The 23,992-nt window shown below is 67.0% G+C and carries 25 protein-coding genes; 14 read left to right on the forward strand and 11 right to left on the reverse strand.

What is annotated here, in order from left to right; all coding sequences use genetic code 11:
* Position 1 precedes the first annotated feature (1 nt).
* The 7 genes from NDO75_RS22625 (at position 2) to NDO75_RS22655 (ending at position 10,024) form a co-directional block, all read left to right on the forward strand.
* Positions 2-1,507 carry a UbiD family decarboxylase gene (locus tag NDO75_RS22625; protein WP_310908891.1) on the forward strand — a complete coding sequence of 502 codons (1,506 nt, stop codon included), beginning with the start codon at positions 2-4 and terminating at the stop codon, positions 1,505-1,507.
* Complete coding sequence (locus NDO75_RS22630; protein WP_310908892.1) at positions 1,504-2,892, forward strand: UbiD family decarboxylase domain-containing protein; 1,389 nt, start codon at positions 1,504-1,506, stop codon at positions 2,890-2,892. Before NDO75_RS22625 ends, NDO75_RS22630 begins: the two co-directional genes overlap by 4 nt.
* A 202-nt stretch (positions 2,893-3,094) precedes the next feature.
* Positions 3,095-4,777 carry an AMP-binding protein gene (locus NDO75_RS22635; RefSeq protein WP_310908893.1) on the forward strand — a complete coding sequence of 561 codons (1,683 nt, stop codon included), beginning with the start codon at positions 3,095-3,097 and terminating at the stop codon, positions 4,775-4,777.
* Positions 4,778-4,831: 54 nt separating this feature from the next.
* The gene (locus tag NDO75_RS22640; RefSeq protein ID WP_310908894.1) at positions 4,832-5,998 is read left to right on the forward strand and encodes an acyl-CoA dehydrogenase family protein; all 1,167 of its coding nucleotides are present in this window, start codon (positions 4,832-4,834) and stop codon (positions 5,996-5,998) included.
* 2 nt (positions 5,999-6,000) lie between these two features.
* Positions 6,001-7,773, forward strand: coding sequence for an acetyl-CoA carboxylase biotin carboxylase subunit (locus NDO75_RS22645; protein WP_310908895.1), 1,773 nt, complete (start codon positions 6,001-6,003; stop codon positions 7,771-7,773).
* A gap of 5 nt (positions 7,774-7,778) precedes the next feature.
* Positions 7,779-9,557 (forward strand): acyl-CoA carboxylase subunit beta, encoded by a 1,779-nt coding sequence (locus tag NDO75_RS22650; RefSeq protein WP_310908896.1) that lies wholly within the window; start codon positions 7,779-7,781, stop codon positions 9,555-9,557.
* 2 nt (positions 9,558-9,559) lie between these two features.
* Entirely contained in the window at positions 9,560-10,024 is a 465-nt protein-coding gene (locus tag NDO75_RS22655) for a MaoC family dehydratase (protein ID WP_310908897.1), read from the forward strand.
* A 40-nt stretch (positions 10,025-10,064) separates the two neighbouring features.
* On the opposite strand, the gene NDO75_RS22660 is transcribed toward NDO75_RS22655, so the two are convergent.
* The 6 genes from NDO75_RS22660 to NDO75_RS22685 form a co-directional block, all read right to left on the reverse strand.
* Positions 10,065-10,787: a class I SAM-dependent methyltransferase gene (locus tag NDO75_RS22660; RefSeq protein WP_310908898.1), complete on the reverse strand. Its 723-nt coding sequence runs from the start codon at positions 10,785-10,787 to the stop codon at positions 10,065-10,067.
* Positions 10,784-11,611, reverse strand: a complete 828-nt coding sequence (locus NDO75_RS22665) for a CoA ester lyase (protein WP_310908899.1) — start codon at positions 11,609-11,611, stop codon at positions 10,784-10,786. The genes NDO75_RS22660 and NDO75_RS22665 overlap by 4 nt, the downstream gene beginning before the upstream one ends.
* A gap of 219 nt (positions 11,612-11,830) precedes the next feature.
* Positions 11,831-12,160 carry a transcription factor S gene (locus tag NDO75_RS22670; RefSeq protein WP_310908900.1) on the reverse strand — a complete coding sequence of 110 codons (330 nt, stop codon included), beginning with the start codon at positions 12,158-12,160 and terminating at the stop codon, positions 11,831-11,833.
* A gap of 64 nt (positions 12,161-12,224) precedes the next feature.
* Entirely contained in the window at positions 12,225-12,725 is a 501-nt protein-coding gene (locus tag NDO75_RS22675) for a hypothetical protein (RefSeq protein WP_310908901.1), read from the reverse strand.
* On the reverse strand, positions 12,722-13,579 hold the full coding sequence (locus NDO75_RS22680) for a hypothetical protein (protein ID WP_310908902.1): 858 nt from the start codon (positions 13,577-13,579) through the stop codon (positions 12,722-12,724). The genes NDO75_RS22675 and NDO75_RS22680 overlap by 4 nt, the downstream gene beginning before the upstream one ends.
* 84 nt (positions 13,580-13,663) lie before the next feature.
* On the reverse strand, positions 13,664-14,500 hold the full coding sequence (locus NDO75_RS22685) for an HTR-like protein (protein WP_310908903.1): 837 nt from the start codon (positions 14,498-14,500) through the stop codon (positions 13,664-13,666).
* A 99-nt stretch (positions 14,501-14,599) separates the two neighbouring features.
* Between NDO75_RS22685 and NDO75_RS22690 the strand changes: the two genes are divergently transcribed.
* The 3 genes from NDO75_RS22690 to NDO75_RS22700 all read left to right on the forward strand — a co-directional run bounded on the left by NDO75_RS22690 (position 14,600) and on the right by NDO75_RS22700 (position 16,003).
* Positions 14,600-15,259: a helix-turn-helix domain-containing protein gene (locus NDO75_RS22690; protein WP_310908904.1), complete on the forward strand. Its 660-nt coding sequence runs from the start codon at positions 14,600-14,602 to the stop codon at positions 15,257-15,259.
* Between the two features lie 89 nt (positions 15,260-15,348).
* Positions 15,349-15,738, forward strand: coding sequence for a hypothetical protein (locus NDO75_RS22695; protein WP_310908905.1), 390 nt, complete (start codon positions 15,349-15,351; stop codon positions 15,736-15,738).
* A gap of 19 nt (positions 15,739-15,757) precedes the next feature.
* Positions 15,758-16,003: a HalOD1 output domain-containing protein gene (locus NDO75_RS22700; protein WP_310908906.1), complete on the forward strand. Its 246-nt coding sequence runs from the start codon at positions 15,758-15,760 to the stop codon at positions 16,001-16,003.
* Positions 16,004-16,054: 51 nt separating this feature from the next.
* On the opposite strand, the gene NDO75_RS22705 is transcribed toward NDO75_RS22700, so the two are convergent.
* The gene (locus tag NDO75_RS22705) at positions 16,055-17,035 is read right to left on the reverse strand and encodes a beta-ribofuranosylaminobenzene 5'-phosphate synthase family protein (protein WP_310908907.1); all 981 of its coding nucleotides are present in this window, start codon (positions 17,033-17,035) and stop codon (positions 16,055-16,057) included.
* A gap of 157 nt (positions 17,036-17,192) precedes the next feature.
* Here NDO75_RS22705 and NDO75_RS22710 point away from each other — a divergent pair, with 157 nt between their 5' ends.
* The 3 genes from NDO75_RS22710 (at position 17,193) to NDO75_RS22720 (ending at position 20,043) form a co-directional block, all read left to right on the forward strand.
* On the forward strand, positions 17,193-17,903 hold the full coding sequence (locus tag NDO75_RS22710; RefSeq protein WP_310908908.1) for a glycosyltransferase: 711 nt from the start codon (positions 17,193-17,195) through the stop codon (positions 17,901-17,903).
* A gap of 118 nt (positions 17,904-18,021) precedes the next feature.
* On the forward strand, positions 18,022-19,749 hold the full coding sequence (gene ilvD, locus NDO75_RS22715; protein WP_310908909.1) for a dihydroxy-acid dehydratase: 1,728 nt from the start codon (positions 18,022-18,024) through the stop codon (positions 19,747-19,749).
* Positions 19,750-19,887: 138 nt separating this feature from the next.
* Positions 19,888-20,043 carry a hypothetical protein gene (locus tag NDO75_RS22720; protein WP_310908910.1) on the forward strand — a complete coding sequence of 52 codons (156 nt, stop codon included), beginning with the start codon at positions 19,888-19,890 and terminating at the stop codon, positions 20,041-20,043.
* Between the two features lie 79 nt (positions 20,044-20,122).
* On the opposite strand, the gene NDO75_RS22725 is transcribed toward NDO75_RS22720, so the two are convergent.
* Together NDO75_RS22725 and NDO75_RS22730 are read right to left on the reverse strand one after the other, a co-directional pair.
* A complete protein-coding gene (locus NDO75_RS22725) occupies positions 20,123-20,554 on the reverse strand; it encodes an adenylyltransferase/cytidyltransferase family protein (RefSeq protein ID WP_310908911.1) in 432 nt (143 codons plus the stop codon).
* A gap of 94 nt (positions 20,555-20,648) precedes the next feature.
* Entirely contained in the window at positions 20,649-21,146 is a 498-nt protein-coding gene (locus tag NDO75_RS22730; RefSeq protein ID WP_310908912.1) for a Mov34/MPN/PAD-1 family protein, read from the reverse strand.
* Between the two features lie 158 nt (positions 21,147-21,304).
* On the opposite strand from NDO75_RS22730, the gene NDO75_RS22735 reads away from it, so the two are divergent.
* Complete coding sequence (locus NDO75_RS22735; RefSeq protein ID WP_310908913.1) at positions 21,305-23,209, forward strand: OB-fold nucleic acid binding domain-containing protein; 1,905 nt, start codon at positions 21,305-21,307, stop codon at positions 23,207-23,209.
* Between the two features lie 158 nt (positions 23,210-23,367).
* Here NDO75_RS22735 and NDO75_RS22740 read toward each other — a convergent pair whose 3' ends face one another.
* Positions 23,368-23,496 carry a hypothetical protein gene (locus NDO75_RS22740; RefSeq protein ID WP_310908914.1) on the reverse strand — a complete coding sequence of 43 codons (129 nt, stop codon included), beginning with the start codon at positions 23,494-23,496 and terminating at the stop codon, positions 23,368-23,370.
* A gap of 131 nt (positions 23,497-23,627) precedes the next feature.
* Entirely contained in the window at positions 23,628-23,951 is a 324-nt protein-coding gene (locus tag NDO75_RS22745; RefSeq protein ID WP_310908915.1) for a hypothetical protein, read from the reverse strand.
* Positions 23,952-23,992 lie beyond the last annotated feature (41 nt).

The following is a 23,992-nucleotide window of genomic DNA, read 5'->3' on the forward strand; positions in this document are numbered from 1 at the left end:
CATGTCGGCCGACTCCTTCCGAGCGTACCTCCGCCGTCTCGAGGAGACGGACGACCTCGTCTCGATCCCGGAGTCGGTGTCGTGGGACCTCGAGGCGAGCGCAGTCACGACGCTGGCCAATCGAACCGACGGCGAGGTCCCGCTCTTCGAGTCGATCGAGGAGACCGCGATCGACGCGGCGCTCGTCGGCGACCCGTACCGCGGCCCGCGGTGTCGACCGTGGGATCACTTCGCACTGTCGTTCGGGCTGCCGGCCGGACTGTCCGGGACGGCGTACTACGAGGCGGTCGTCGACCGACTCCGATCGCCTCGAGAGCCGCGGGTCGTCGATAGCGACGCGGCTCCCTGCAAGGAGATCGTCCAGACGGGAACGGACGTCGATCTCCTGTCGATCCCCTGGCCGTACATCCACCAGGGCGACGGGGGACGCTACTCGAACCTCCAAACCGTCGTCGCGCCGGACCCGGAAACGCGGTGGGGACACTGGTCGAGCCATCGGATGATGATCCACGACGACGCCCTCGCCAGCCTCCTGTTTCTGGCGGGCGAACAGGCGCCGAACCGCTACTACTACGAGTACGAACCGCGCGACGAGCCGATGCCGGTAGCGGTCGTTCTCGGTGCCGAGCCGGCCGTCCAGTGCAGTACGGAGATGTGGATCCCGACGGGCCGGAGCGAAGCAGCCTTCGCGGGCGGGCTGAAAGACGGTCCCGTCGACCTCGTTCCGTGCGAGACCAACGGTCTCTCCGTCCCGGCGACCGCTGAACTGGTCATCGAGGGACACGTGCTCCCGAACGAACGACTCGACGAAGGGCCGTTCGGCGACTATTTCGGGTACATGAACGGCCCGCGGCGGTCCATGCCCGTGCTCACGGTCGACGCGATCACCCGCCGGACCGAGCCGCGAGTACCGTTCTGCGTCGAAGGAACCGGCGTCGGTTACGGGCAGAACTCGAGCAGCACTCTCCAGACGGCCGCGGCCGGTCCCGACGCGACCCTCGGGTTGCGAGCGGCCGGCTTCGACGTCACGATGGCCGTCCCGTGGCGCTTTACCTCCCGAACCGTCTGGGTCATCGCGACGGACCGGCCCTATCCGGGCTACCTCCACGAACTGGCGAACTTCGTGTTCACCACCTGGGGGATGCTCCACATCGATTTCTTCGTGTTCGTCGACGCCGACGTCGACCCGCTCGACCCGCGGGCCGTGTTGACGGCGGTCTCGCTCGAGGCAGACCCCGACGCCGACTTCCACCAGTTCGGCCTCGAGCGCATGCCGAAAGTGCCGCTCAACATCTACCAGACCCCCGACGAGAAGGGGAGCGCCGACGTCGGCACCTCGAAAGCCAAGACCGCGAAAGCGTACATCGACGCGACCACGGACGGTCCGGGAGCGGGCGAATCGGGAGACGAAGACCGGAGACAGCGAGCACAGGAGCTCCTCGTCGACGCGGGCCTCTCGGCGGAGCCGTTCGATCTCCTCGCGGAGCGACGCGGTGAGTTCGAATGATCCCGTTCGCGCAGTACCTGCGGGGACTGGCGAGCGACGGAGAGCTCGTGACCCTCGAGGGTCCCGTCGACGTTCCTCCGGACGTAGTCGCGGCCGAGGCGCTCCGCGCGAGCGGGCCGGCGCTCCTGTACGAACGAGGCGACGGCGTCGACCTCGTCAGCGGGGCGTTCAGCGGCCCGGATCAGATGCAGCGTCGCGAAGCGCAGCCGTGGTCGCGGCTGGCGCTGGGGCTCGGACTGGATCCCGATGCATCGTTCGTCTCCGTGCTCGACACGGTCGCGGGGCTCGGCCCGGCAGGTGGCGACACGGAGCCGACGTACGCGGGACAGGCGGCGTCGCGAACCGTCGACAGCGTGCAGGAGCTGCACCTGCCTCGGGACGCCGACGACGTTCGACCCTCGCTGACGCTGGGCGTCGCGTCGGTCTCGACGGCCGAGGGGTCACACTGGGCACCGATCCACGGCTCCGTCGTCAGCGACGACAAGCTCCGCGTACGCACACCGGCCGCGCTGTCGTCGCTGCTGGACGACGACGGGACGCTCTCCATCGCCCTCGGCGTGCCGCCGGCGGCCGTCGCGGCCGCCTACCTGCTCGCCGTGACGGGCCGCATCGAGGTGCCGGTGCAGACCTGCGGCGTCGCGGACGACGTGCCGCTGGTTCCGACGAACGGCGGCCTCGTTCCGAGCGCAACGGAGCTCGTCGTCGAGACGACGGTTGCGGATCGACATCCCGACTTCCGGTCGGACCGGCGCGAGGCCTGGGAGCACGGCGTCGCGAGCACGCCGCTCTCCCTCTCCGTCGAGCGGGTGATCGCGACCGACGATCCGGTGATCCCGTTCTCGCCAGTCGGGCGGCCGCTCGCGGACGACCTGCAGCTCTCGGGGCTGGCGACGGCGGCGACGCTCTATCGTCGCGTCAACGACTACTGGGGAATCTCGCCCGTCGAGTGGGTCCTGTTGCCAGCGGAAGCCGAACTCGGCATCTGCTTCGTCGCCACGGACGTCCTCTACGCCGGCTTCGAGTGGCAACTCGCCAACATCCTCTTTACCTTCTCGTCGCTGTTCGACACCGTCGTCATCGTTGATGCGGACGTCTCGCCGCGGGAACTCGGACGCGTCCTCGGCGATATCTGGGTGAAAGCACATCCCTCTCGAGACTGGATCTTCAGCGAGCCGGCCGCGCCGGCGGCGAAACGACCCCGGTATCGCCAGGACGGGACGACCGGAGCTCGGCTGTACGTGAACGCGGCCTGGGACCCTCGCTGGGAGGACTCCTACATCGCCCCGCGCGTCACGTTCGAACAGTCGTTTCCGGCGTCCGTTCGCGACGCCGCACGGAAAACGTGGCGTGAGCGTCACGACGCGGCGGCCGAAGACAGGGGCTGAAGCCATGACTGGGAGCCAGCGGCGGTCGCACAGTAGTCACAGCAAACACATTTGTGAAATGACCTATAGAAAACGGAAGTGTTTACGCATAACGGTATAACGACAATACCTAGCCAGTTTCTAGTTCTATCTAATATGTGCTCATTTAATTCTCAGAATTTACCGGTGCGGTTATATAGGGGAACGGAATCCGCAGCCGTGTATGGTGTCCAGCCACAACCTGTCCGACTACGAGACCGAACGGGAGGAGTTCTCGTGGGAAGACATCTACGCGGAAGCCGACTGGGACGCACCGGGGGAGCTAAACATCGCACACGAGGTCGCTGACCGACACGCCACCGATCGCGAGACGGTCGCGCTCTACCAGGTCGACACCGACGGGGAGCTCACGAAGATGACCTTCTGGGAGCTCGCCGACCGCTCGAGCCAGTTCGCGAACGTGCTCGAGGAACTGGGCGTCGAGCGGGGCGATCGGGTGTTCTCGTACATGCCGCGGATTCCGGAACACTACGTGGCTCTGGTCGGGACGCTCAAGCGGGGCGCCGTCTGGGGCAGCGTCAACGAGCGGTTCGGACCGGACGGTATCTCGTACCGGCTCGACGACTGCGACGCGAAGGTCGTCGTGACCACGACCGACAACCGCGATACCGTCGACGACGCGCTCGAGGACGCGCCGTCGGTCGAACACGTCATCACCGTCGATCGCGGCGGCGGGGCACCCGTCGACGACGTCACGTTCAACGTGGCGCTCGACGGCGCGAGCACGGCGTACGACGCTGCCGAGACCGGCGGCGAGGACGACGCGCTGCTGTACTACACGTCGGGGACGACCGGGCTTGCGAAGGGCGTCCTGCACAAGCAGCGCTGGGTGGCTGGCGTCGCGGCGACTCAGAAATACGCCGTCGACCTCCAGCCGGGCGACCTCTACTGGAGCACCGGCGACCTGGGCTGGCTAACGGGCGCGATCAACACGCTCGGCGCCTGGTTCTGGGGCGCCTCGCTGTTCACCTACGAGGGCGAGTTCGATCCGGAGGAATGGGCCGAACTGCTCGACGAGTACCCGATCACCGTCCTGTTCTCGGTTCCGACGGCGTACCGCATGCTCCGGGAGAAAGAGGACGTACTGGCGGACGTCGACCTCGACCTACGCCACGCGCTGTCGATCGGCGAACCGCTCAGCGCCGGCGTCGTCGAATGGGGCGAGGACGAACTGGGTGTCACCATCCTCGATACCTACGGCCAGACGGAGACGGGCAACATGATCATCAACAATTACCCGACGATGGAGCTCCGCCCCGGCTCGATGGGGAAGCCGCTCCCCGGCATCGAGGCCGACATCGTCGACCCCGAAACCGGTGCCGTCCTCGAGCCCGGGGAGACCGGCGAGATCGCCCAGCGGGGTGACTACCCCTGCTTCTTCGCCGAGTACTGGAACAAGCCCGAGAAGACCGCGTCGTGTTTCGTCGACGGCCCCGACGGCGAGTGGTACCTCTCGGGCGACCTCGCGCACAAGGACGAGGACGGCTACTTCTGGTTCGAGGGGCGGGCCGACGACGTCATCCTCTCCTCGGGCTACCGGATCGGCCCGTTCGAGGTCGAGAGTTCGCTGGGCGAGCACGAGGCCGTCGCCGAGGCGGCCGTCGTTCCCAAACCCCACTCGTCGCGAGGAAACATCGTGAAGGCCTACATCGTCCCGAGCGAGGGCGCGACGCCCTCTGAGGAGCTCAAAGAGGACATCAGAAACCACGTGCGCGACGAGTTGTCTGCCCACGAGTACCCCCGCGAGATCGAATTCCGGGACGAACTACCGAAGACCGTCACCGGGAAGATCCGCCGGACGGAACTTCAGGACAAGGCGGAAGAAGAGACCGAGGCGTCGCCGTAAGCGATCGCCGCTCGAGACGAACCGTCTGCAAACACCTATTCAACACACTACACGATGAATTTCGAGTCTACGGACGAACGCGAAATGATCCGGTCGACCGCGGAATCTGTCGCGGCCGAATACGGACCGGAGTACTGGCGAGAGAAAGAGGAGAACGGCGAGTTCGCCCAGGGGTTCTGGGACGAACTCGCGGAGGCCGGCTTCCACGGTCTGCTGGTCCCCGAGGAGTACGACGGCGCCGGCATGGGGATGCAGGAGATGGGGCTGGCGATGGAGACGCTCTGTGCCGAGGGGTGTGGCATGGCCGGTACCTGGTATCTCGTACTCACCGCGGGCATGGCCGCCGTCGGCATCCGCGAGAACGGCACCGAGGCCCAGAAGGAGACCTATCTCCCCGACATCGCGACCGGCGAGCGGAACTTCTCCATCGGGATCACCGAACCGGAGGCCGGAACGAACACGTTGAACGTCGCGACGCGCGCCGAGAAGGACGGCGACGAGTACGTCCTCAACGGCCAGAAGGCGTGGATCACCTTCTCGGACCGCGCTGACAACATGATCATCGTCACGCGCACGACCCCGCTGGCGGCGGTCGACCGCGGCACCGACGGCATCAGCCTGTTTATCGTCGACATGGACGACCCCGGTATCGACGTCTCGCCCATCCCCAAGCACGGCATCAACTACTCGAAGTCCTGCGAGGTCTTCCTCGAGGACGTTCGGGTACCCGAGGAGAACCTGCTGGGCGAGGAAGACGAGGGGTGGTGGGCGCTCGTCGACATGCTGAACCCCGAGCGCATCGGGTTCGCCGCGGCCGGGACGGGGATCGGGAAACTGGCCGCCGATACCGCCATCGAGTACGCGAACGACCGCGAGGTGTTCGGTGCCCCGGTCGGGAGCCACCAGGCCGTCTCGTTCCCGATCACGCAGGCCTACGCGCAGATGGAGACGGCGACGTTGATGCGCGAGAAGGCAGCCTGGCTCTACGACCACGGCGAGGACTGCGGCTACGAGACCAACGTCGCGAAGGCGACGGCCGTCAGCGCCGGCATCGAAGCGGTCAAGCAGTCGATGCAGGCCTTCGGCGGCTGGGGCTACGCCACGGAGTACGACGTCGAGCGCTGGTGGCGCGAGATCAACCTCACCCGCTTAGCGCCGGTCTCCCAGCAGATGGCGTACAACCACATCAGCCAGCAGCTCGGTTTCCCCAAGTCCTACTGACCATGTTCGAGAAAGTACTCGTCGCGAACCGCGGCGAAATCGCAGTCCGCGTGATGGCAGCGTGCGAAGAACTGGGCATCGAGACGGTCGCCGTCTACAGCGACGCCGACCGCGACGCCGGCCACGTCGAGTACGCCGACGAAGCGTACAACGTCGGCCCGGCACCAGCCAGCGACTCGTATCTCGATCAAGAGGCAATCGTCGACGTCGCCGAGCGGGCCGGCGCGGACGCGATCCATCCCGGCTACGGCTTCCTCGCGGAGAACGCCGAATTCGCCCGCCGCGTCGAGTCGGCGGACGGGATCACGTGGGTCGGCCCGCCCAGCGACGCCATGGAGACGCTCGGTGAGAAGACGAAGGCTCGATCCGTCATGCAGGAGGCTGGCGTCCCGGTCGTTCCCGGGACGACCGAGCCGGTCGACGACGCCGAAGAAGTGCGCGAACTCGGCGAGGAGTTCGGCTATCCGATCGCCATCAAGGCCGAAGGCGGCGGCGGTGGCCGCGGCATGAAGATCGTCCGCAGCGAGGCCGAAGTCGAGGACGCCCTCGAGAGCGCCAAGCGCGAGGGCGAGGCGTACTTCGGTAACGACTCGGTCTACGTCGAGAAGTACCTCGACGCGCCAAAGCACATCGAGGTGCAGGTGATCGCCGACGAACACGGCAACGTCCGCCATCTGGGGGAGCGGGACTGTTCGCTCCAGCGCCGCCACCAGAAGGTCATCGAGGAGGCGCCGAGCCCGGCGCTCGATACAGACCTGCGCTCGGAGATCGGCGAGGCGGCCCGCCGGGGCGTCAGCGAGGCCGGATACACGAACGCCGGGACGGTCGAGTTTCTGGTCGAAAACGGCGAGTTCTACTTCATGGAGGTGAACACCCGCATCCAGGTCGAACACACCGTCAGCGAGGAGGTGACCGGCATCGACATCGTCCGGTGGCAGCTCCGGGTCGCTGCCGGTGAAGGACTCGCGTTCGACCAGGGCGACGTCGAGATCGAGGGCCACGCGATCGAGTACCGCATCAACGCCGAGAACCCGGCCGCCGACTTCGCACCCACCCCCGGTCAGCTGACGACCTACAGGCCGCCGGCGAGCATCGGCATCCGCCTCGATCACGCGGTCGCGCAGGGCGACGAGATTGGCGGCGACTACGACTCGATGATCGCGAAACTGATCGTCAGGGGTGACGACCGCGAGCACTGCCTCGAGCGCTCGAAACGCGCACTCGAGCACTTCGCCGTCGAGGGCGTCCACACGACGATCCCGTTCCATCGACTGATGCTCGACGACGAGCGCTTCGTCGCCGGGGACCACACGACGAACTACCTCGATCGGAAACTCGACGACGACGCGCTCGAGGCGGCCGTCGACCGCTGGGGGCCCGCGGAGGCGACCGGCGGCGACGGCGCGCGGGCGGAGACCGCGGAAGTCACCGTCGAGGTCGACGGTCGGCGGTTCGACGTCGTCATCGAGGACGGCGTCCCGCGGGCGACGGCCGGAAGCGCCAACGACGGAGCCGGTTCCGGCGGCGGATCCGGGGGAGACGCGACCGCCGAAGTCGCCACCGCCGACGCCGTCACCGCAGAGATGCAGGGAACCATTCTCTCGGTCGCCGTCGAACCGGGCGACGAGGTCGCGGCCGGCGACGTCGTCTGCGTGCTCGAGGCGATGAAGATGGAGAACGACGTGGTCGCCGCCGCCGGCGGCACGGTCGAATCGGTCCCGATCACCGAGGGAGACTCCGTCGACATGGGGGACACCCTCGTCACGCTGGAGTGAACACGATGCGAGTCAGAATTTCCGACGACGCGACCGAAGCACAGGCGCGGGCCATCGCCGAAGCGATGGCCTCGCAGTACCGGGACGACGTGACCGTCGTCACCGACGGCGGTGATGAACTCGGCAGCGCGTCCTACGACGGCGGCTCCGACGCGACTGCCGGCGGTAGATCCGACGCGGCAGCCGGGTCCGAACCGGACGCAGAACTCGGGCCGACGGCCCGCGAGGAGGCGCTGCGCGAGGAAATCGACGAAATCCTCGAGGGTGGGCCGGAGAAGTACCGCGATCAGTTGCCCGAGCAGGGGAAGCTGTTCGTCCGCGACCGGCTCGACCTCTGGTTCGGCGACGACTTCCTCTTCGAGGACGGGAAGTTCGCGGCGTTCGACGACTGGCATCCCAGCGGCGCGAACACCGACGAGGACGACGACGACCGGCTGCCCGCCGACGGCCTGATCACGGGCGCCGCCGAGTTCGAGGGACGGGACGTCCACTTCATGGCGAACGACTACACGGTCAAACGCGGGAGCATGGCCGCGAAGGGCGTCGAGAAGTTCCTCCGGATGCAACAGCGCGCCCTGAAAACGGGCAAGCCGGTGTTCTACCTGATGGACTCCTCGGGCGGCCGGATCGACCAGCAGACCGGCTTCTTCGCCAACCGCGAGGGCATCGGGAAGTACTACTACAACCACTCGATGCTCTCGGGGCGAGTGCCGCAGATCTGCGTCCTCTACGGCCCCTGTATCGCCGGGGCGGCCTACACGCCAATCTTCGCCGACTTCACCGTCATGGTCCGGGACGTGAGCGCGATGGCCATCGCCAGCCCGCGCATGGTCGAGATGGTCACCGGCGAGCAGATCGACCTTCAGGAACTGGGCGGTCCAGACGTCCACGCGCAGTACTCCGGAAGCGCGGACCTCATCGCGGAGGACGAAGAGCACGCCCGGGAGCTGGTCGCCAAACTCATCGGCTACCTGCCGGACAACAGCGACGAGAAGCCGCCGCGAACCGACGGGCGCGCACCCGCCGACTCCCCGGCGGAGATCGACGCGATCGTTCCACAGGAGCCCAACAAGGGCTACGACATGTTCGACGTCATCGATCGGATCGTCGACGCCGGGTCGACGCTCGAGTTGCGGCCGGAGTTCGGCAAGGAGATCGTCACCGCCTTCGCGCGGATCGACGGTCGACCGGTCGGCATCGTAGCCAACCAGCCCGCCCACCGCGCCGGCGCGATCTTCCCCGACGCCGCGGAGAAGGCGGCCCAGTTCATCTGGACCTGTGACGCCTACGACGTTCCCTTGCTCTACCTCTGTGACACGCCCGGCTTCATGGCCGGTTCGCAGGTCGAGAAGGAGGGCATCCTCGAGCAGGGCAAGAAGATGATCTACGCCACCTCCTCGGCGACGGTCCCCAAGCAGTCGGTCGTCGTCCGGAAGGCCTACGGCGCGGGCATCTACGCGATGTCCGGCCCGGCCTACGATCCCGAGAGCGTCATCGGCCTCCCCTCGGGCGAGATCGCCATCATGGGACCGGAGGCAGCGATCAACGCGGTCTACGCGCGCAAGCTCGCCGAGATCGACGATCCCGACGAGCGCGAACGCATGGAACAGGAACTCCGCGAGGAGTACCGCGAAGACATCGACGTCCACCGGATGGCCAGCGAGGTCGTCATCGACGAGATCGTCCCGCCGAGCAGTCTGCGAGAGGAACTCACCAACCGCTTCGCGTTCTACGAGAGCGTCGAGAAAGACCTGCCCGACAAGAAACACGGGACCGTCCTCTGACCATGACGGGACTATACTACGAGGAGTTCGAGGTCGGCGAGACCATCGAACACGAGAAGCGACGGACGATCAGCGAGCGCGACAACCAACAGTTCTGCGACATGACGATGAACCAGCAGCCGCTGCACTTAGACGCGGAATTCGCCGGCGACACCGAGTTCGGCGAGCGGCTGGTCAACGGGCTCTACACGATGAGCCTCGCCGTCGGCATTACGATTCCCGACACCACCGACGGGACCATCGTCGCGAACCTCTCCTACGACAACGTCGAGCACCCGAATCCGGTCTTCCACGGCGACACGATCCGGGTCCAGTCGACGGTGACAGACAAGCGCGAGACCAGCGACGGCGAACGCGGGATCGTCACCATGCACGTCGAGGTGTTCAAAGTGAACGATCCCGAGGAGCCGCTGGTCTGCGAGTTCGACCGGACGGCGCTCTCGCTGAAACGCGAGCACGAAGCGTAACGACCCGGGCGATCGAGAGCGAACCGGTCCGTTCCGGATTCTATTCCGCGACGCCGACGATCCATCGCCACCGCTGTTCGACGGTTCCCTCGAGGCCCTCGAGCAGGTCCCGCGCCTTCGCGACGCGTTCCTCGGCGGCGAGGTTCGGATAGAGGCGCGCCGCCATCGCCGGAATCGCGTGGAAGCGTCGGACGTCCGCGGCCGTCGTCGCGAACCGCCAGGTGCCTGCGGTGACGGCGAACGAGTCGGCGAGCGCCGCCTCGACCTCGTCGGCCCCCGCCGGCGACCGCGACTCTCGGTCGAGGGCGGCGAAGATGTCCGTCCCGTCGACGTCGACCCAGCCGAGCGGCGCGACGGCACCGACGACGCCACCCGTCCGCAGGACGCGGGCGGCCTCCCGCGCCGCGACCGCAGGATCCGGGACGAGAAAGAGCGACGCGGTGAACGCGACCCCGTCGAACGAGCCGTCGGCGAACGGTAAGTGGTCGAAATCCGCCTCGACGCGCGGTGCGGCCTCGAGTTCGCGCAGCATCTCGCGGCTGATGTCCAGCGCGACCGTCCGCTGCGCCCGGTCGGCGAAGACCCGCGTGCTCACGCCAGTGCCGGCCCCGGCGTCGAGGACGGACGCGAAGGGCCCGTCTGCTCGAGTCGCCATCTCGGCGGCCAGCAGCCGCGCGAGCGCTGTGAACCGGCCGGTTCGCTGCTCGTAGGCGTCGTACGCGGAGACGCTATCGTCGAAGTTAGTCCGGACGACGGCTTTCATTCCGCCTGTCGAGCGCGTTCGACGATGCGTTCGGCCTGTGCGATGAGCGGCGCGTCGATCATCTCGCCGTCGACTTCGAACACGCCGGCGTCCGTCCGATCCCGGGCATCCAGCACGCGTTCGGCCCACTCGACGTCCTCGTCGGCGGGCGTGAACGCGTCGTTGATGACCGGGACCTGGTCGGGATGGATCGCCATCTTCCCGTCGTAGCCGAGCCCCGCAGCGAAGGTCGTCTCCTCGCGGAGCCCGTCCGCGTCCGTGTAGTCGGTGTAGACGATGTCGATCGCGTCGACGCCGGCGGCGCTGGCCGCGATCACGGTCCGCTCGCGAGCGTACAACACCTCCGTCCCCTCGCTCGTGCGAGTCGCACCGATGTCGGCCGCGAGGTCCTCGGCCCCGAACAGCAGCGCGTCGGTCGCGTCGGCCGCCGCGATGTCGTCGGCCCGGAGGACTCCCGGCGCGGACTCGATGAGCGACAGCACCGGGAGGTCGGCACCGTGTTCCTCGAGCAGTCGGTCGATAGTCCGGACGTCCTCGGCCCCCTCCGTCTTCGGGAGCATCACGCTGTCCGGCCGCGGGCCAGCGAGAACCGCCTCGAGGTCGGCCGCGGCCGAGATGCCGATCGGGTTCACGCGAACGCAGACCTCACACTCGGACTCGACGCCGTCGAGTACCTCGCGGACGGCTTCGCGTGCGGCCCGCTTGTCGGCCGGGGCGACCGCGTCCTCGAGGTCGAAGACGACGACGTCGGCGTCGCTTTCGGCCGCTTTCCGCATCAGTTCGGGTTTGTCACCGGGGGCGAACAGAACGCTTCGACGAACCATACCAGTAGCTGGCACGGATTTCGATTAAGTCGTGTCGGTTCCCGTGGGATCGACGAATCGCGGCGCTGAGCCGCTACGGAACAGGTGTGTGGGCGACGATCGCAGGACAGAACGGTGACATCGCGCCTGGGACCCAGTCCGTCGCTCGGAAGGGGCCATAGCGATTTTCCGAGTACGCGTCCGCCGCGGACGGCGTCGTTGGTGGCCGCCTGCGATCGCTCAGTTGTACTCCCTCCACCGATTCCCGCAGTCGGTACACTTGAAAAAGCGCGTCGGCGGCTCGTCGGCCGAGGCGGTCTGCTTGAGCGTGTACCAGGCTTCCTGATTCCCGCACTCGTCGCAGACGACGTCGTTGGCCTTCGGTTTGCCCTCGAAGTTCGCGTTCTCGTCGGACTCGATCACGTCGTCGTCGGTCTGTGACTCCGTCGTGACGAACGCGTCTTCCTGCTCGCGGTCCCGCTCGCTCGAGGCCCCGCAGTCGTCGTTCGTGCAGACCATCCGGTCGCCCTGCGCCTTCATCATCGAGCCGCAGTCGTCGCAAAACTGCATATCGACTGGCTACGAACTCGAGACGCAAAAGTACTCCACTCGTTCGACCGCGCGAGCGCCCCCGTCAGTACGGATCCTCGAGCGCTTCCGCGTCGCGGACGACGGGGCAGTCGGCGACCCGGAACGTCGTGACCGTCGGGACGGCGAGGATGTCGGTTCCCTCGCGAGTACACGCGGTCTCCGGCGGGTCGGCGAAGTGTTCGCAGTCCTGGCAGTAGGCGCGTTTCTCGACCTCGCGGACGGTCCGGTCGGCCGACCGGATCGCCTCGCTGGGACCGTTCGCGTCGTCGGACTCGAGTCGCACCCAGAGTTCATCGGTTTCGACGTCGGCGACGTCCTGACGGTCGAAGAGGTCGTCGAACGCCGGATCGCTCGAGTCCGCGTCCGAGCGTTCCGCGACCGTCGCCGCGAGGTCGCCCAGCGGTTCACTCTCGTCGTTCGTCGAATCAGCCGCTGCTCCGTCCGTATCGCTGTGAGTGAGCTCGATCCCGCTATCGCCCGTCTCGTCGCGGTTCTCTCCGGTCCGATCCGTCACGGTCTCCTCGCCGTCGTCCCGGTCGGTCATCGCTCGTCACCGCCGTCGTCGGCCGGTCCAGTCGAGCGGTCCCCGGCCGCACCCATCTCGCCGTCGACATCCGCTGCGACCGCCTCGAAGACCTCGTCGGTCGGCGACTCGCCGGCGTCGTCGGGGTCCTCGAGCGCGGGCGGATCGCCCGTCAGGAGTCGGTGAGAGCCGAAGATCGACGACCGTTCCGCGACGTCCGCGAACTGGCTCGCACAGCGGGGACACTCTGGGGCGGTCAGCAACGCGATATCGACGCTCGAGTCGCAGTCCTCACAGGTCGCCGTCCGGATCCCGAGCCGGTTCGCAGCGAGCTGAAGCTGCTCGGCTGCGTCGCGGTTCCGTCGGCGCTGGGCGAGGGCGTCCCGTCGCGCTCGAAGCTCGAGCACGGCTCGAGCGAGGGCAGTCGATCGTTCCGCGTGCGCGTCGACCTCGTCGAGCAGTTCCTCGAGGACGGTTTCGAAATTGTCGAACCCGCGATCGACGCGGTCTTCGAGGGCCGCGAGGTCCTCGTCGAGCGTCGCGCATGCCGCCGCGGCCGCGAACTCCGGGTGGTCGTGGTCGGCCGCTGCCTTCGCGTCGGTCTCGCGTTTCACCTGCACGACTCGGTCGCGAACGTCTTCGAGAAGGTCCGTGAAATCCTCGCGCTGGGCCTCGAGCTGCCCCTCTAGGGCCGCGATGTCGTCGCGGTCGGCCGGCTCGAAATCGTCGGTCGCGACGGCGTGTGCCGCCGAGACGAGACGACGACAGACGTCGTCGCGGCTCTCGCCCCGCCGAGTCGCTTCCTCGGCGAGCCAGTCCTCAACCTCGGGGGGCGGGTAGAAGGAGATACCACCGTCGTCGTCCTGACTCGACATCTGTCGGAGAGAGGGACCGGGGTCGCATAAGGATTCGTTCCGACTCAGGAACTGAGTTCGGCCGCTCGAGACGGCTCGCAGCGGTTACCGGATCTTCCGCACGTTACTGATGTCGAACCCGCCGTCGTGGATCTCCGTCTCGAACCGGACGATGTCCTCGTCCTCGAGCCGCGAGAGGACGCCGCGGAACTGCTCGACGACGAGCGTGCGGGCGCGCTCCGAGCCGCCGCTCTCCCACTCGAACAGCAGCGTGCCGTCGGTGGCCTCTTTGAGCCGACCCAGCTCCGTCGGGTCGAGGACGTCGGCGTTGACGAGCAACAGGATCACGCCGCCCCAGCGGTGGGACGCGCGCTTGAGCCCCTTCAGCAGAACGGTCAGGTCCGCCCAGCCGAGCCGGTCGTCGGCCGCCGCGACGAGGTCAGTCAGCGAGTCGATCACGACGAGATTCCCGGTGGCGTGTTCGGTGAGATACTCGCCCAGCACCTCGAGAACGTCAGTCCGCTCGTTGTGGGTTCCGAGTTCGGTGATATCGGCCATCCCTTCCGCGTACCAGTCGGTCGGGACCGGCGTCAGCTGGAAGTACTCCTCCGCGAGTTCGACGAACGAGACGTCCGTCATGCCCGCGTCGACGAGGTCGTCGTCCATGACGAATCCCATCTCGGTGACGACGGCCTCCCGTTCGTCCGTAAACGAGACGTAGTGAACGGCCTCCGGAACCGTCACCCCCGGCTCGAGGTCGCCGTAGTAGAGTTCGAACAGGTCGGGATCGGTCTCGAGGAGGCCGTTCATCGCGGCGCTCGTGTAGCAAAACTCCCGCGCACCGGCTCCGGACTCGCCGGCCAGCAGGACGACGCTGCCGGCCGGCGCGCCGCCGCCGATCATCCGGTCGAGCCGCGAGACTCCGAGCGGCATCCGCTCCATACGTTCCCGTTCGGACGGATCGATTTACCTGTTGTGGCAGGGGGTCACAGCGTCGACCGGCCGGGTCGGTGCTAAGACGGTCGAGTACGTATCGGTCGTATGGCCATCATCGCCGAAATATCGATCGAGGCCGACGAGTTCCTCCTGGGCCGAATCATCGCAGAGCATCCCGGCCTCTCGGTCGAAATCGAGCGCGTCGTTCCCGCCGCGAAGCGAGTCATGCCGTACATCTGGGGCTACGGGACGGATCTGGACGCGTTCGAGGACGCGATGGCGGAGAGCCCGAACGTGAAGTCGATCGCCGTCCTCGACGAGTACGGGGACCGGGCGCTGTACAAGATCGAGTGGGAAGACCCCGCCGAGCAACTGATCACCGGTATCGCCCGGACGAACGCGACGATACTCGAGGCCCACAGCGACGACGAGTGGCTCTTTCGAATTCGGTTCGAGGAACACGCCGGACTCGCGCGGTTCAACCGATACTGCCTCGAGAACGACATCGCGTATCGGCTCAACCGCGTCTCCTCGCTCGCCGAGACCGACGCGAACGGGGACGATTACGGACTGACGGAGGCCCAGTACGAGGCGCTCTCGCTCGCCGTCGAGCGAGGCTACTTCAAAGTCCCGCGCGAGGTCGGGTACGAGGAACTCGCGGACGAAATCGGCGTCTCGGTACAGGCCTTCTCCGAGCGGGTGCGACGCGGCGCGGACAAAGTTCTGGAGAGCGTTTTACTTCAGCCTGGTGCGGGAAACGCTTAAAACGATATTCAGAGAGTCCATTACTCGCAATATAAAGGGCATGAGCAGCCCGGAGCACGCGCTTTACTGGTACGCTCCCACAACGATTCATGGTCGAACGCCTTCGGCTCGAGCAGGTAGAGACGCCCGAATTCCTCGACGCGGTCCACGCGCTGCTGTCCGACTCGGTCCGGCGGAACGCGCTGCAGTACCTGACGACGCAGCGGCGACCCGTGACGGTCCGTCGACTGGCGACCGAACTCGCGGCGGTGAAGTACGGCGTTCCGTCGACCGAGGTGCTGACCGAGCACCGGCGGGAGGTCGTCCTCCACCTGCGACACGCGCACCTTCCGGCGCTCCACGACGCGGGGGTCATCGACTGGGATCGTGAGCGAGATCGGATCGCGCTGACGCCGCTACTGGATCAGCTGTCGGTGACTATCCCGGGTTCCGGTGGACTGCCCGAGTTGACCCTCTCCTCCCGTCCGGAGCTCGGGTGAGATCCCCTCGGTTCGAGACATGGACGAAGCCGATTCCGCGGACCGATCGGCCAGCACGGCCGTCATCGAGGCCGTCGCAGCCGAGAAGGGCGTCGATCCGATCGACCTCGAGTGCGTTCTGGCGGACGTGATAGATCCGCTGGCACTGGACACCCTGTTCCAGCCGACCGCAGACGGACCGAGAAATTCCTCGGGGAGGGTCGTATTCTCTTTCGGCGGGTGTCTCGTCGTGCTGCGAGCGGACGGCACTGTCGACGTCCGATAACTGCGGCGCGGACCACCGCCGAGAACGGGCACGCGCTGTAGTCGCGTGCCGTCACTCGGCATCGAATCGAGTTCTGGCCCCGTCTTCGGCCGGTTCCGCGAGAATGATCTGCCCCTCGAGTCCTCGATGCGAGAGCGCGTCTTCGGCCGCCGCCCGAGCCTCGTCGGCGTGATCGATATCGGTGACGCCGTAGACGACCGGCCCCCACGACGACTGGCCGATGCCCGACAGCACGGGGCAGTCCTCGAGCGCCTCGACGAGTTCGCCTGCGGGCGGCCGGAAGACGCCGCCCTGTGCGTCGGCGTACCAGGCGCCGTTCTTGCGGCCGATTTCGGCGATAGCCTCGCCGAAGGCCTCGAGTCGGCCCGCAGCGGCCGCCGGCAGCAGCTTCCGGGTGACGACGCCCGCGATCTCGTCGGCGATCGCGGGATCGGCGCGCTCGACCACCGCGCGCATGCTCGCGTCTTCGTCGTCCCCGTTCCGGCCGGGATCGGCGTCGGGAACGATGACGAGAAACCGCCACTCCGTCGGGAGACCGTGGCGGGCGACGACCGGCGGCACGGTCCAGTCGCCCTCCGCCGGTGGCTCGGTCGTAAAGCGGGTCGTCGGGTGGCCGGCGTCGACGACGAAGCCGCCGCCCTCGAAGGTCGCGACGCCGACGCCGCTGCGACCGCCCCGCCCCATCGCGGGTGCGTGTTCGCGAATTCCGGGCTCGAGGCCGTAGACTCGTGCGGTCGCCGCCAGAACGGCCAGCGCGACCTGCGTGCCGCTCCCGAGGCCGACGTGGCGCGGGAGAGACTCCTCGAGTGTGACCGAGACGCCGGGGACCTCGAGGACGTCGACGGCACGGCGGGCATACTCGCGGACCAGCGGGTCGTCGGTCGCGACGACCTCGGCCGGTTCGGCGGTGACGGTGACCCGCGGCTCCGCGAGGCCGACGCCGATGCCGCCGTACAGGCGCTCGCGGGCGAGCGAGAGGTTCTGAAAGCCGACGTGGAGGCGCGCCCCCGCGCTGACTGTCGCGGTCGCCATGATGGTATCTCCGCTACGAAAGCCCTCGGCAAGGGGGTTTCGACGCTGGCAACGACTGTCGCCGTCTCCCGGGGCGTGGGTCGCTGTCGTGTCCACCGAGCCCACCGGGACCGGCAGGACACAGCGGTTATGTCGTTCGCACCGACAGTCCCCGACGATGCCGGACACCGACGCCTCGGTCGTCGTCCCCGCCCGCGACGAGGGGGACCGTCTCGAGCGAACGCTGGATGCGCTCGCGGCCCAGCGGTTCGACGGGCGACTCGAGGTAATCGTCGTCGCGAGCGGCGAGACGACGGTGGCGGTGGCTCGCGAGCGTTCGATCGTCGATCGAGTGCTGGTCGACGACCGCCGGGCCGGTCCCGGCCCCGCGCGAAACCGGGGCGCAACGGCGGCCGACGGCGACGTGGTGCTCTTTACCGACGCCGACACGGTCGTCCCGCCGACGTGGGTGCGCCGCCACTGCCGACACTACGCGACCCCCGAAGTCGTCGGCGTCGGTGGCCCGCTCCGGCCGCTCGAGAGCGGCCGTCGCCATCGAGTGTGCTTTCGCGTCCTCTCCGACTGGTGGTATCGCGCGTGCTGGCCGGTCGGCTTCGTCCAGCAGCCGGGTCCCAACTGCAGCGTACGGCGGACGGCGTTCGAGGCGGTCGACGGCTTCGACGAGTCTCTGGGATTTCTCGAGGATACCGACCTCTCCTTGCGGCTGGCGCGGGAGGGGACGGTCGTCTACGATCATAGCTGTCCGGTCGAGACCTCCGCGCGTCGGCAGGAACGAATCGGTTACGCGCGGCTCTTTCTGTGCTATCTGGCCGGGTATCTCGAGTACGCCGCACCCGGCCGCTCGCCGACGCGAGAACACTTCCGGTGAGACTGGATTCCGGACGACTACCCCCGCAGATTGGCCGAACAAATTCGGCCGAATTGCGGAGGCACGAACGGGTAACCGAGAAAGGGGAACTTATACCCGCTCGAATCACAGTCAGACCATGAGCAGCGACGACGAATTCGACTACGGGAAAGACGAGTCCCTCCGAAGTCGCGAGGTGACGGAAGGACCGGATAAAGCCCCGCATCGTGCGATGTTCCGCGCGATGGGGTTCGACGACGAGGACTTCGGCTCGCCGATGATCGGCGTGCCGAACCCGGCGGCCGACATCACGCCGTGTAACGTTCACTTGGACGAGGTCGCGGAGGCCGCCCTCGAGGGCGTCGACGACTCCGGCGGGATGCCCATCGAGTTCGGGACGATCACCATCTCCGACGCTATCTCGATGGGGACCGAGGGGATGAAGGCCTCGCTGATCTCCCGGGAACTGATCGCCGACTCCGTCGAGCTGGTTTCCTTCGGCGAGCGCATGGACGGACTAGTCACCATCGGCGGCTGCGACAAGAACATGCCCGGGATGATGATGGCATCGATTCGGACGGACCTCCCGAGCGTCTTCCTCTACGGCGGTTCGATCATGCCCGGAGAGCACGAGGGGCGCGAAATCACCGTCCAGAACGTCTTCGAGGGCGTCGGCGCCGTCGCCGACGGCGAGATGAGCGAGGAAGAACTCGACGAAATGGAGCGCCACGCCTGCCCCGGCGCGGGCTCCTGTGGCGGCATGTTCACCGCCAACACGATGGCCTCGATCTCCGAGGCGATCGGCTTCGCCCCGCTCGGTAGCGCCAGCCCGCCTGCGGAAGCCGAGTCGCGCTACGACATCGCCCGCGAGGCCGGTGAAATCGCCGTCGAGGCCGTCGAAGCGGGCCGCAAACCCTCTGACTTCCTCAGCAAGAAATCGTTCGAGAACGCCATCGCGCTGCAGGTCGCCGTCGGCGGCTCGACGAACGCCGTCCTCCACCTGCTGGCGATGGCCGCCGAGGCCGGCGTCGACCTCTCGATCGAGGAGTTCGACGAGATCAGTCGGCGAACCCCGAAGATCGCCGACCTCCAGCCCGGCGGCACGCGGGTGATGGAGGACCTCCACGAGGTCGGCGGCGTCCCGGTCGTCCTGAACGCCCTCTACGAGGCCGACCTGCTCCACGGCGACGCGCTGACGGTCACGGGCAACACGATCGGCGAGGAACTCGAGCGGCTCGATCCCCCGTCGATCGAGGAACTCGACACCGACTTCCTCTACACGGTCGACGAGCCCAAAAACGAGCAGGGCGCGATCCGCATCCTGACGGGCAACCTCGCGCCCGGCGGGGCCGTCCTCAAGGTGACCGGCGACGACGACCTTCATCACGAAGGCCCCGTCCGCGTCTTCGAGGACGAAGAAAACGCCATGCAGTACGTTCAGGAGGGCCACGTCGAGACCGGCGACGTCATCGCCATCCGCAACGAAGGACCGCAGGGCGGTCCCGGCATGCGCGAGATGCTGGGCGTCACGAGCGCGGTCGCCGGTCAGGGCCACGCCGAAGACGTCGCCCTCCTCACCGACGGTCGCTTCTCCGGTGCCACGCGCGGGTTCTCCATCGGCCACGTCGCACCCGAGGCGTTCGCCGGCGGCCCCATCGGCCTCATCGAGGATGGCGACGTGATCACCATCGATATCGAAGAGCGCACCCTCGAGGTCGACCTCTCCGAGGAGGAACTCGAGGCCCGACGCGAAGAGTGGGACCAGCCCGAGCCCAACTACACGAACGGCGTGCTGGCGAAGTTCGGCCGCGACTTCGGCTCGGCGGCCAACGGCGCGGTTACCAACCCCGGCGTCAAAGACGACTGAGATCGTCGAGTCGGTCCGGTTCGCCGCCGTCGATGCTCGCGCGTTGCGCCATCGTCTGGCGCCGGCAGGGGCCGGTCCCTTCGATTTCCTGCACGAATCTTTCCCCGCCTTACGATCGAATACCAGTTAGACCGACCTATGTGCAAATACTGTCTCGAGTGCGACTGGCAGGTCAGCACTGCCGACGGCTACACCGAAAAAGAGGTGTCGGAGAAGGCGATCGAGCACTTCGTCGAGACGGGCCACACGGTCGACTCGCTCCGACTCCCGCCACCGATAATCCTCGAGAACTGACCCGGTCGCGCCGTCGATCGCTTCGTCTCCCGACACCCAGCGGCGCCTCCCAGCCCGCTCGACTCGAGACAGTGCGCAGTTATCCCCGTCGCTCGAGGATTCGATCGATGATCAGCCGCGTAGACAGGAGTTGCTCGTCGGCGGCCGACTCCCGGGCGCTCGCGCGGCGGACCTCGCAGTCGATCCCGCGGCGCTCGAGTTCGGCCGCGATGGCCTCGTCGTCGTGGTGCTGGTCGTGACCCAGCGCGATCACGTCGGGGTCGATCTCCTCGATCGGAACGAAGATGTCCTCCTCGTGGCCGAGCAGGGCCTCGTCGACGGCCGCGAGCGCGCCGACGACATCGCGGCGCTGCGTTGCGGGGCAGATCGGCTTCTCCTTGTGATCGACGTTCGCCTTGCGCGCGACGATCACGTACAGCTCGTCGCCCATCGCCGCGGCCTCCTCTAAGTAATGGACGTGGCCGGGGTGGAGGATGTCGAAGGTCCCCTGGGCGATGACCGTTCGCGTCATGGCGCTCTCACCGTCTCGGCCTGTCGTTCCCGCGTCGATCCCGCCGTTCGTGGTCCGGTAGTCACTGATAGCATCGTCTCGAGCGTCGGCAGTCTCATCGTCGCAGTTCCTCGTCGATATCCGCCTGCGTGAAATCGAAGAAGTCCTCGGTGTCGGGCAGGTCGACGTCGATCACGTTCAGTTGCGTCGGCTTCCCCTGCGAGTCGAACGCCTTCCAGTCGGTTCGGCGGTAGGGTGCGCCGATGATGACGTGGACGCTGCCCCGTCCGAAGGTGTCCAGATCCGCGTCGCTCGGGCTGATCACGCCGTTGGGATGGGAGTGAATGCTGCCCAGCGCTTTCACGTCGTTCGGGATCTGGTTCGTCTTGACGGTCGCGCTGACGCTGTTGGACTCGGTGCCCGGCACCACGAGGACGTCCGTGATGATCAGGCCGTCCCGGTCCATTCCCAGCCGGTCGGCCTCGGTCCCCCGGAGAAATCCCATGTACTCGTTCGGGTGGGTCGCCTCCGAGGACTCGAGGGCGAACTCGAGGGTCTCCTCTGCGATGCCGAGGATCTCGCTCGAGCGAAACAGCGCGTCGAACAGCCCCATACACCCACCTGCGGCTTTGCGGTTGCTAAACGTTCCGATGCTCCGGTTCGGTCGTGGGCTCGGGTTCGTCTGTCACCTCGAACCGACAGCGCCGTCCGGTGAGCCGATACCGCTTCTTGACAAGGGTTATACGCGACGGCCCCCAACGGCGATTCAAGATGACGCGTGACTCCGCCGGGGAACCCGGCGCAGACGACGGGGATTCCGTCGTCTACGATCTCGCTCCCGATTGTACCGCCGACGACATAGAGGAAGGCCGCACCTATCTCGCCGAAATCAACGGCATCGTCGACTACGGCGTTTTCGTCGACCTCTCTGACTCCGTCTCCGGGCTCGTCCACGAGTCCGTTCTCGAGGGCACCTACGCCGTCGGCGACGAACTCGTCGTCGAACTCGAGAGCGTCCGCGAGAACGGCGACATCGCCTTCGAGCCCGTCGACGTCGACGACTACACGCTCGCCGAGGTCTCCCACGACTACGCCCTGACCGGCACCGACCGCCTCGAGGCGAACCTGGGCGAACAGATCCACGTCGAGGGGGAGGTCACGCAGGTCAAACAGACCGCCGGGCCGACGATCTTCCACGTCGCCGACGAGTACGGCGTCGTTCCCTGCGCCGCATTCGAGGAGGCCGGCGTCCGCGCCTACCCCACCATCGAAGTCGGCGATATCGTCCGCGTGACCGGCACGCCGGAACACCGCGAGGGCTCGGTCCAGATCGAGGTCGACGGCCTCTCGAAACTCGAGGGCGAAGACGCCGAAGAGGCCCGCGAACGGCTCGAGACGGCACTCGAGGGCCGCGCCGAACCCCACGACGTCGAGCCGCTGATCGACTGGCCGGCCTTCGAAAAGCTCCGGCCCGATCTGGAGGAAGTCGCTCGACTGCTCCGTCGGACGGTGCTCGAGGGCCGTCCGATCCGCGTGCGCCACCACGCCGACGGTGACGGGATGTGCGCCGCGGTCCCGGTCCAGATCGCGCTCGAGCGGTTCATCGCCGACGTACACGAAGACGAGAACGCGCCGCGACACCTCATCAAGCGCCTCCCCGCGAAGGCCCCCTTCTACGAGATGGAAGACGCCACGCGGGACCTGAACTTCGCGCTCGAGGACCGCGAGAAACACGGCCAGCAGCTGCCGCTGCTGCTCATGCTGGACAACGGTTCGACGGCCGAGGACGTGCCGGCCTACGAGACGCTGGCTCACTACGATATCCCGATCGTCGCGGTCGACCACCACCACCCCGACCCCGAGGCAGTGGGCGACCTGCTCGACGCCCACGTCAACCCGTACCTCCACGACGAGGATTACCGGATCACGACGGGGATGCTCTGCGTCGAACTCGCGCGGATGATCTACCCCGAGATGACCGACGAGCTCCGCCATATCCCGGCCGTTGCCGGCCTCTCTGATCGTTCGAAGGCCGACGCGATGGACGATTACCTCTCGCTCGCGGCCGACGAGGGCTACGACGAGGACCGCCTGCAGGACGTCAGCGAAGCACTCGACTACGCCGCCTTCTGGCTGCGATACAACTCCGGCGACCAGCTGATTCAGGACCTGCTGCAGATCGACAGCGACGACGAGGAACGCCACCGCGACCTCGTCGAGTTCTTCGCCGAGCGCGGTCGCGAGGAGGTCGACGACCAGCTCGAGGCCGCGATGCCGCATCTCGAACACGAGACGCTCGAGAACGGCGCGCACCTCTACCGGATCGACGTCGAGAACTACGCCCATCGGTTCACCTACCCCGCGCCAGGCAAGACCACCGGCGAGATCCACGACCGCAAGATCGAGGAGACCGGCGACCCGGTTATCACGGTCGGCTACGGCCCGGACTTCGCCGTCCTCCGCAGTGACGGCGTCCGACTGGACATCCCGAATATGGTCTCCGAACTCGAGGCCGAGATCGCCGGCGGCGGCGTCTCCGGCGGCGGCCACCTCGTCGTCGGCTCGATCAAGTTCGTCACCGGCAAGCGAGAGGAAGTCATCGACGCCCTGGTCGAGAAGATGGCCGAGGCCGACATCGACGAAGCGCTCTCGAGTGCGGCCCCGATCGACGACTGAGCGCCGGGGCGAACGCGACGCAGCTTTTCATCACGAGTGCGGTACTGCCACAGTGAAGAGCGGCCGCTCGGTCGATGACTGATCAATCCGAGGGCCGCGGAGATAGAGAGCGAAAAATCAGGGAGACTGAACGGCTGCTCGAAGCGGCGGTGCCCGGCTCAATCGGCGCCGTGTCGGGGCGTGTGACCGCAGTCGTCACAGACGAGCGACTCGTATCGAGCCGCGATCGGCCCGGAACACTCGGGACAGCGATACGTCGAGTCGGTGGATGCTTGACTGATTACCATGTGCGACTCGAGGGTGCGAGCACGCATAAGCGCACCTATTATGGAGTCAGGACTGTATGAATGGCATTAATTAGGTATTAGGACGAGGACGGTTCCGGCTCGGGCAGCGGACGGACGAGCGACCGCTGGGATCAGAACTGGTAGCGACGTTCGTCGTCCATCGTCGGGTACTGGTCCGCGCCGGTCATCTCCTCGAATGTCATCCCCGATAGGTACTCGTCGTAGGTTACGTCGTATCCGGATCGGAGCTGGAAGTCGAGCTTCCCGGTGTCGACGGTCGACTGAAAGAGCATGTGGATCGCCCGCCGGACGAGTTCGTCCGTCTCCTCCGGTTCGAGAGCCGTCTCGAGCAGGGCCAACTCGTTGCGCGTCTCTCGGTCGAGCGAGACGGTCAGTTCGTCGCCGATGTTGGTGTACGAGTCCGTCACGTCGTCGGTAAGCTCGTCGAGGCTCATACGGGAGGGGACTCGAGCGCGCCGGATAGACCTTTCGTGGT

Source organism: Natrinema sp. 1APR25-10V2, assembly GCF_031626495.1.
Classification (GTDB): domain Archaea; phylum Halobacteriota; class Halobacteria; order Halobacteriales; family Natrialbaceae; genus Natrinema.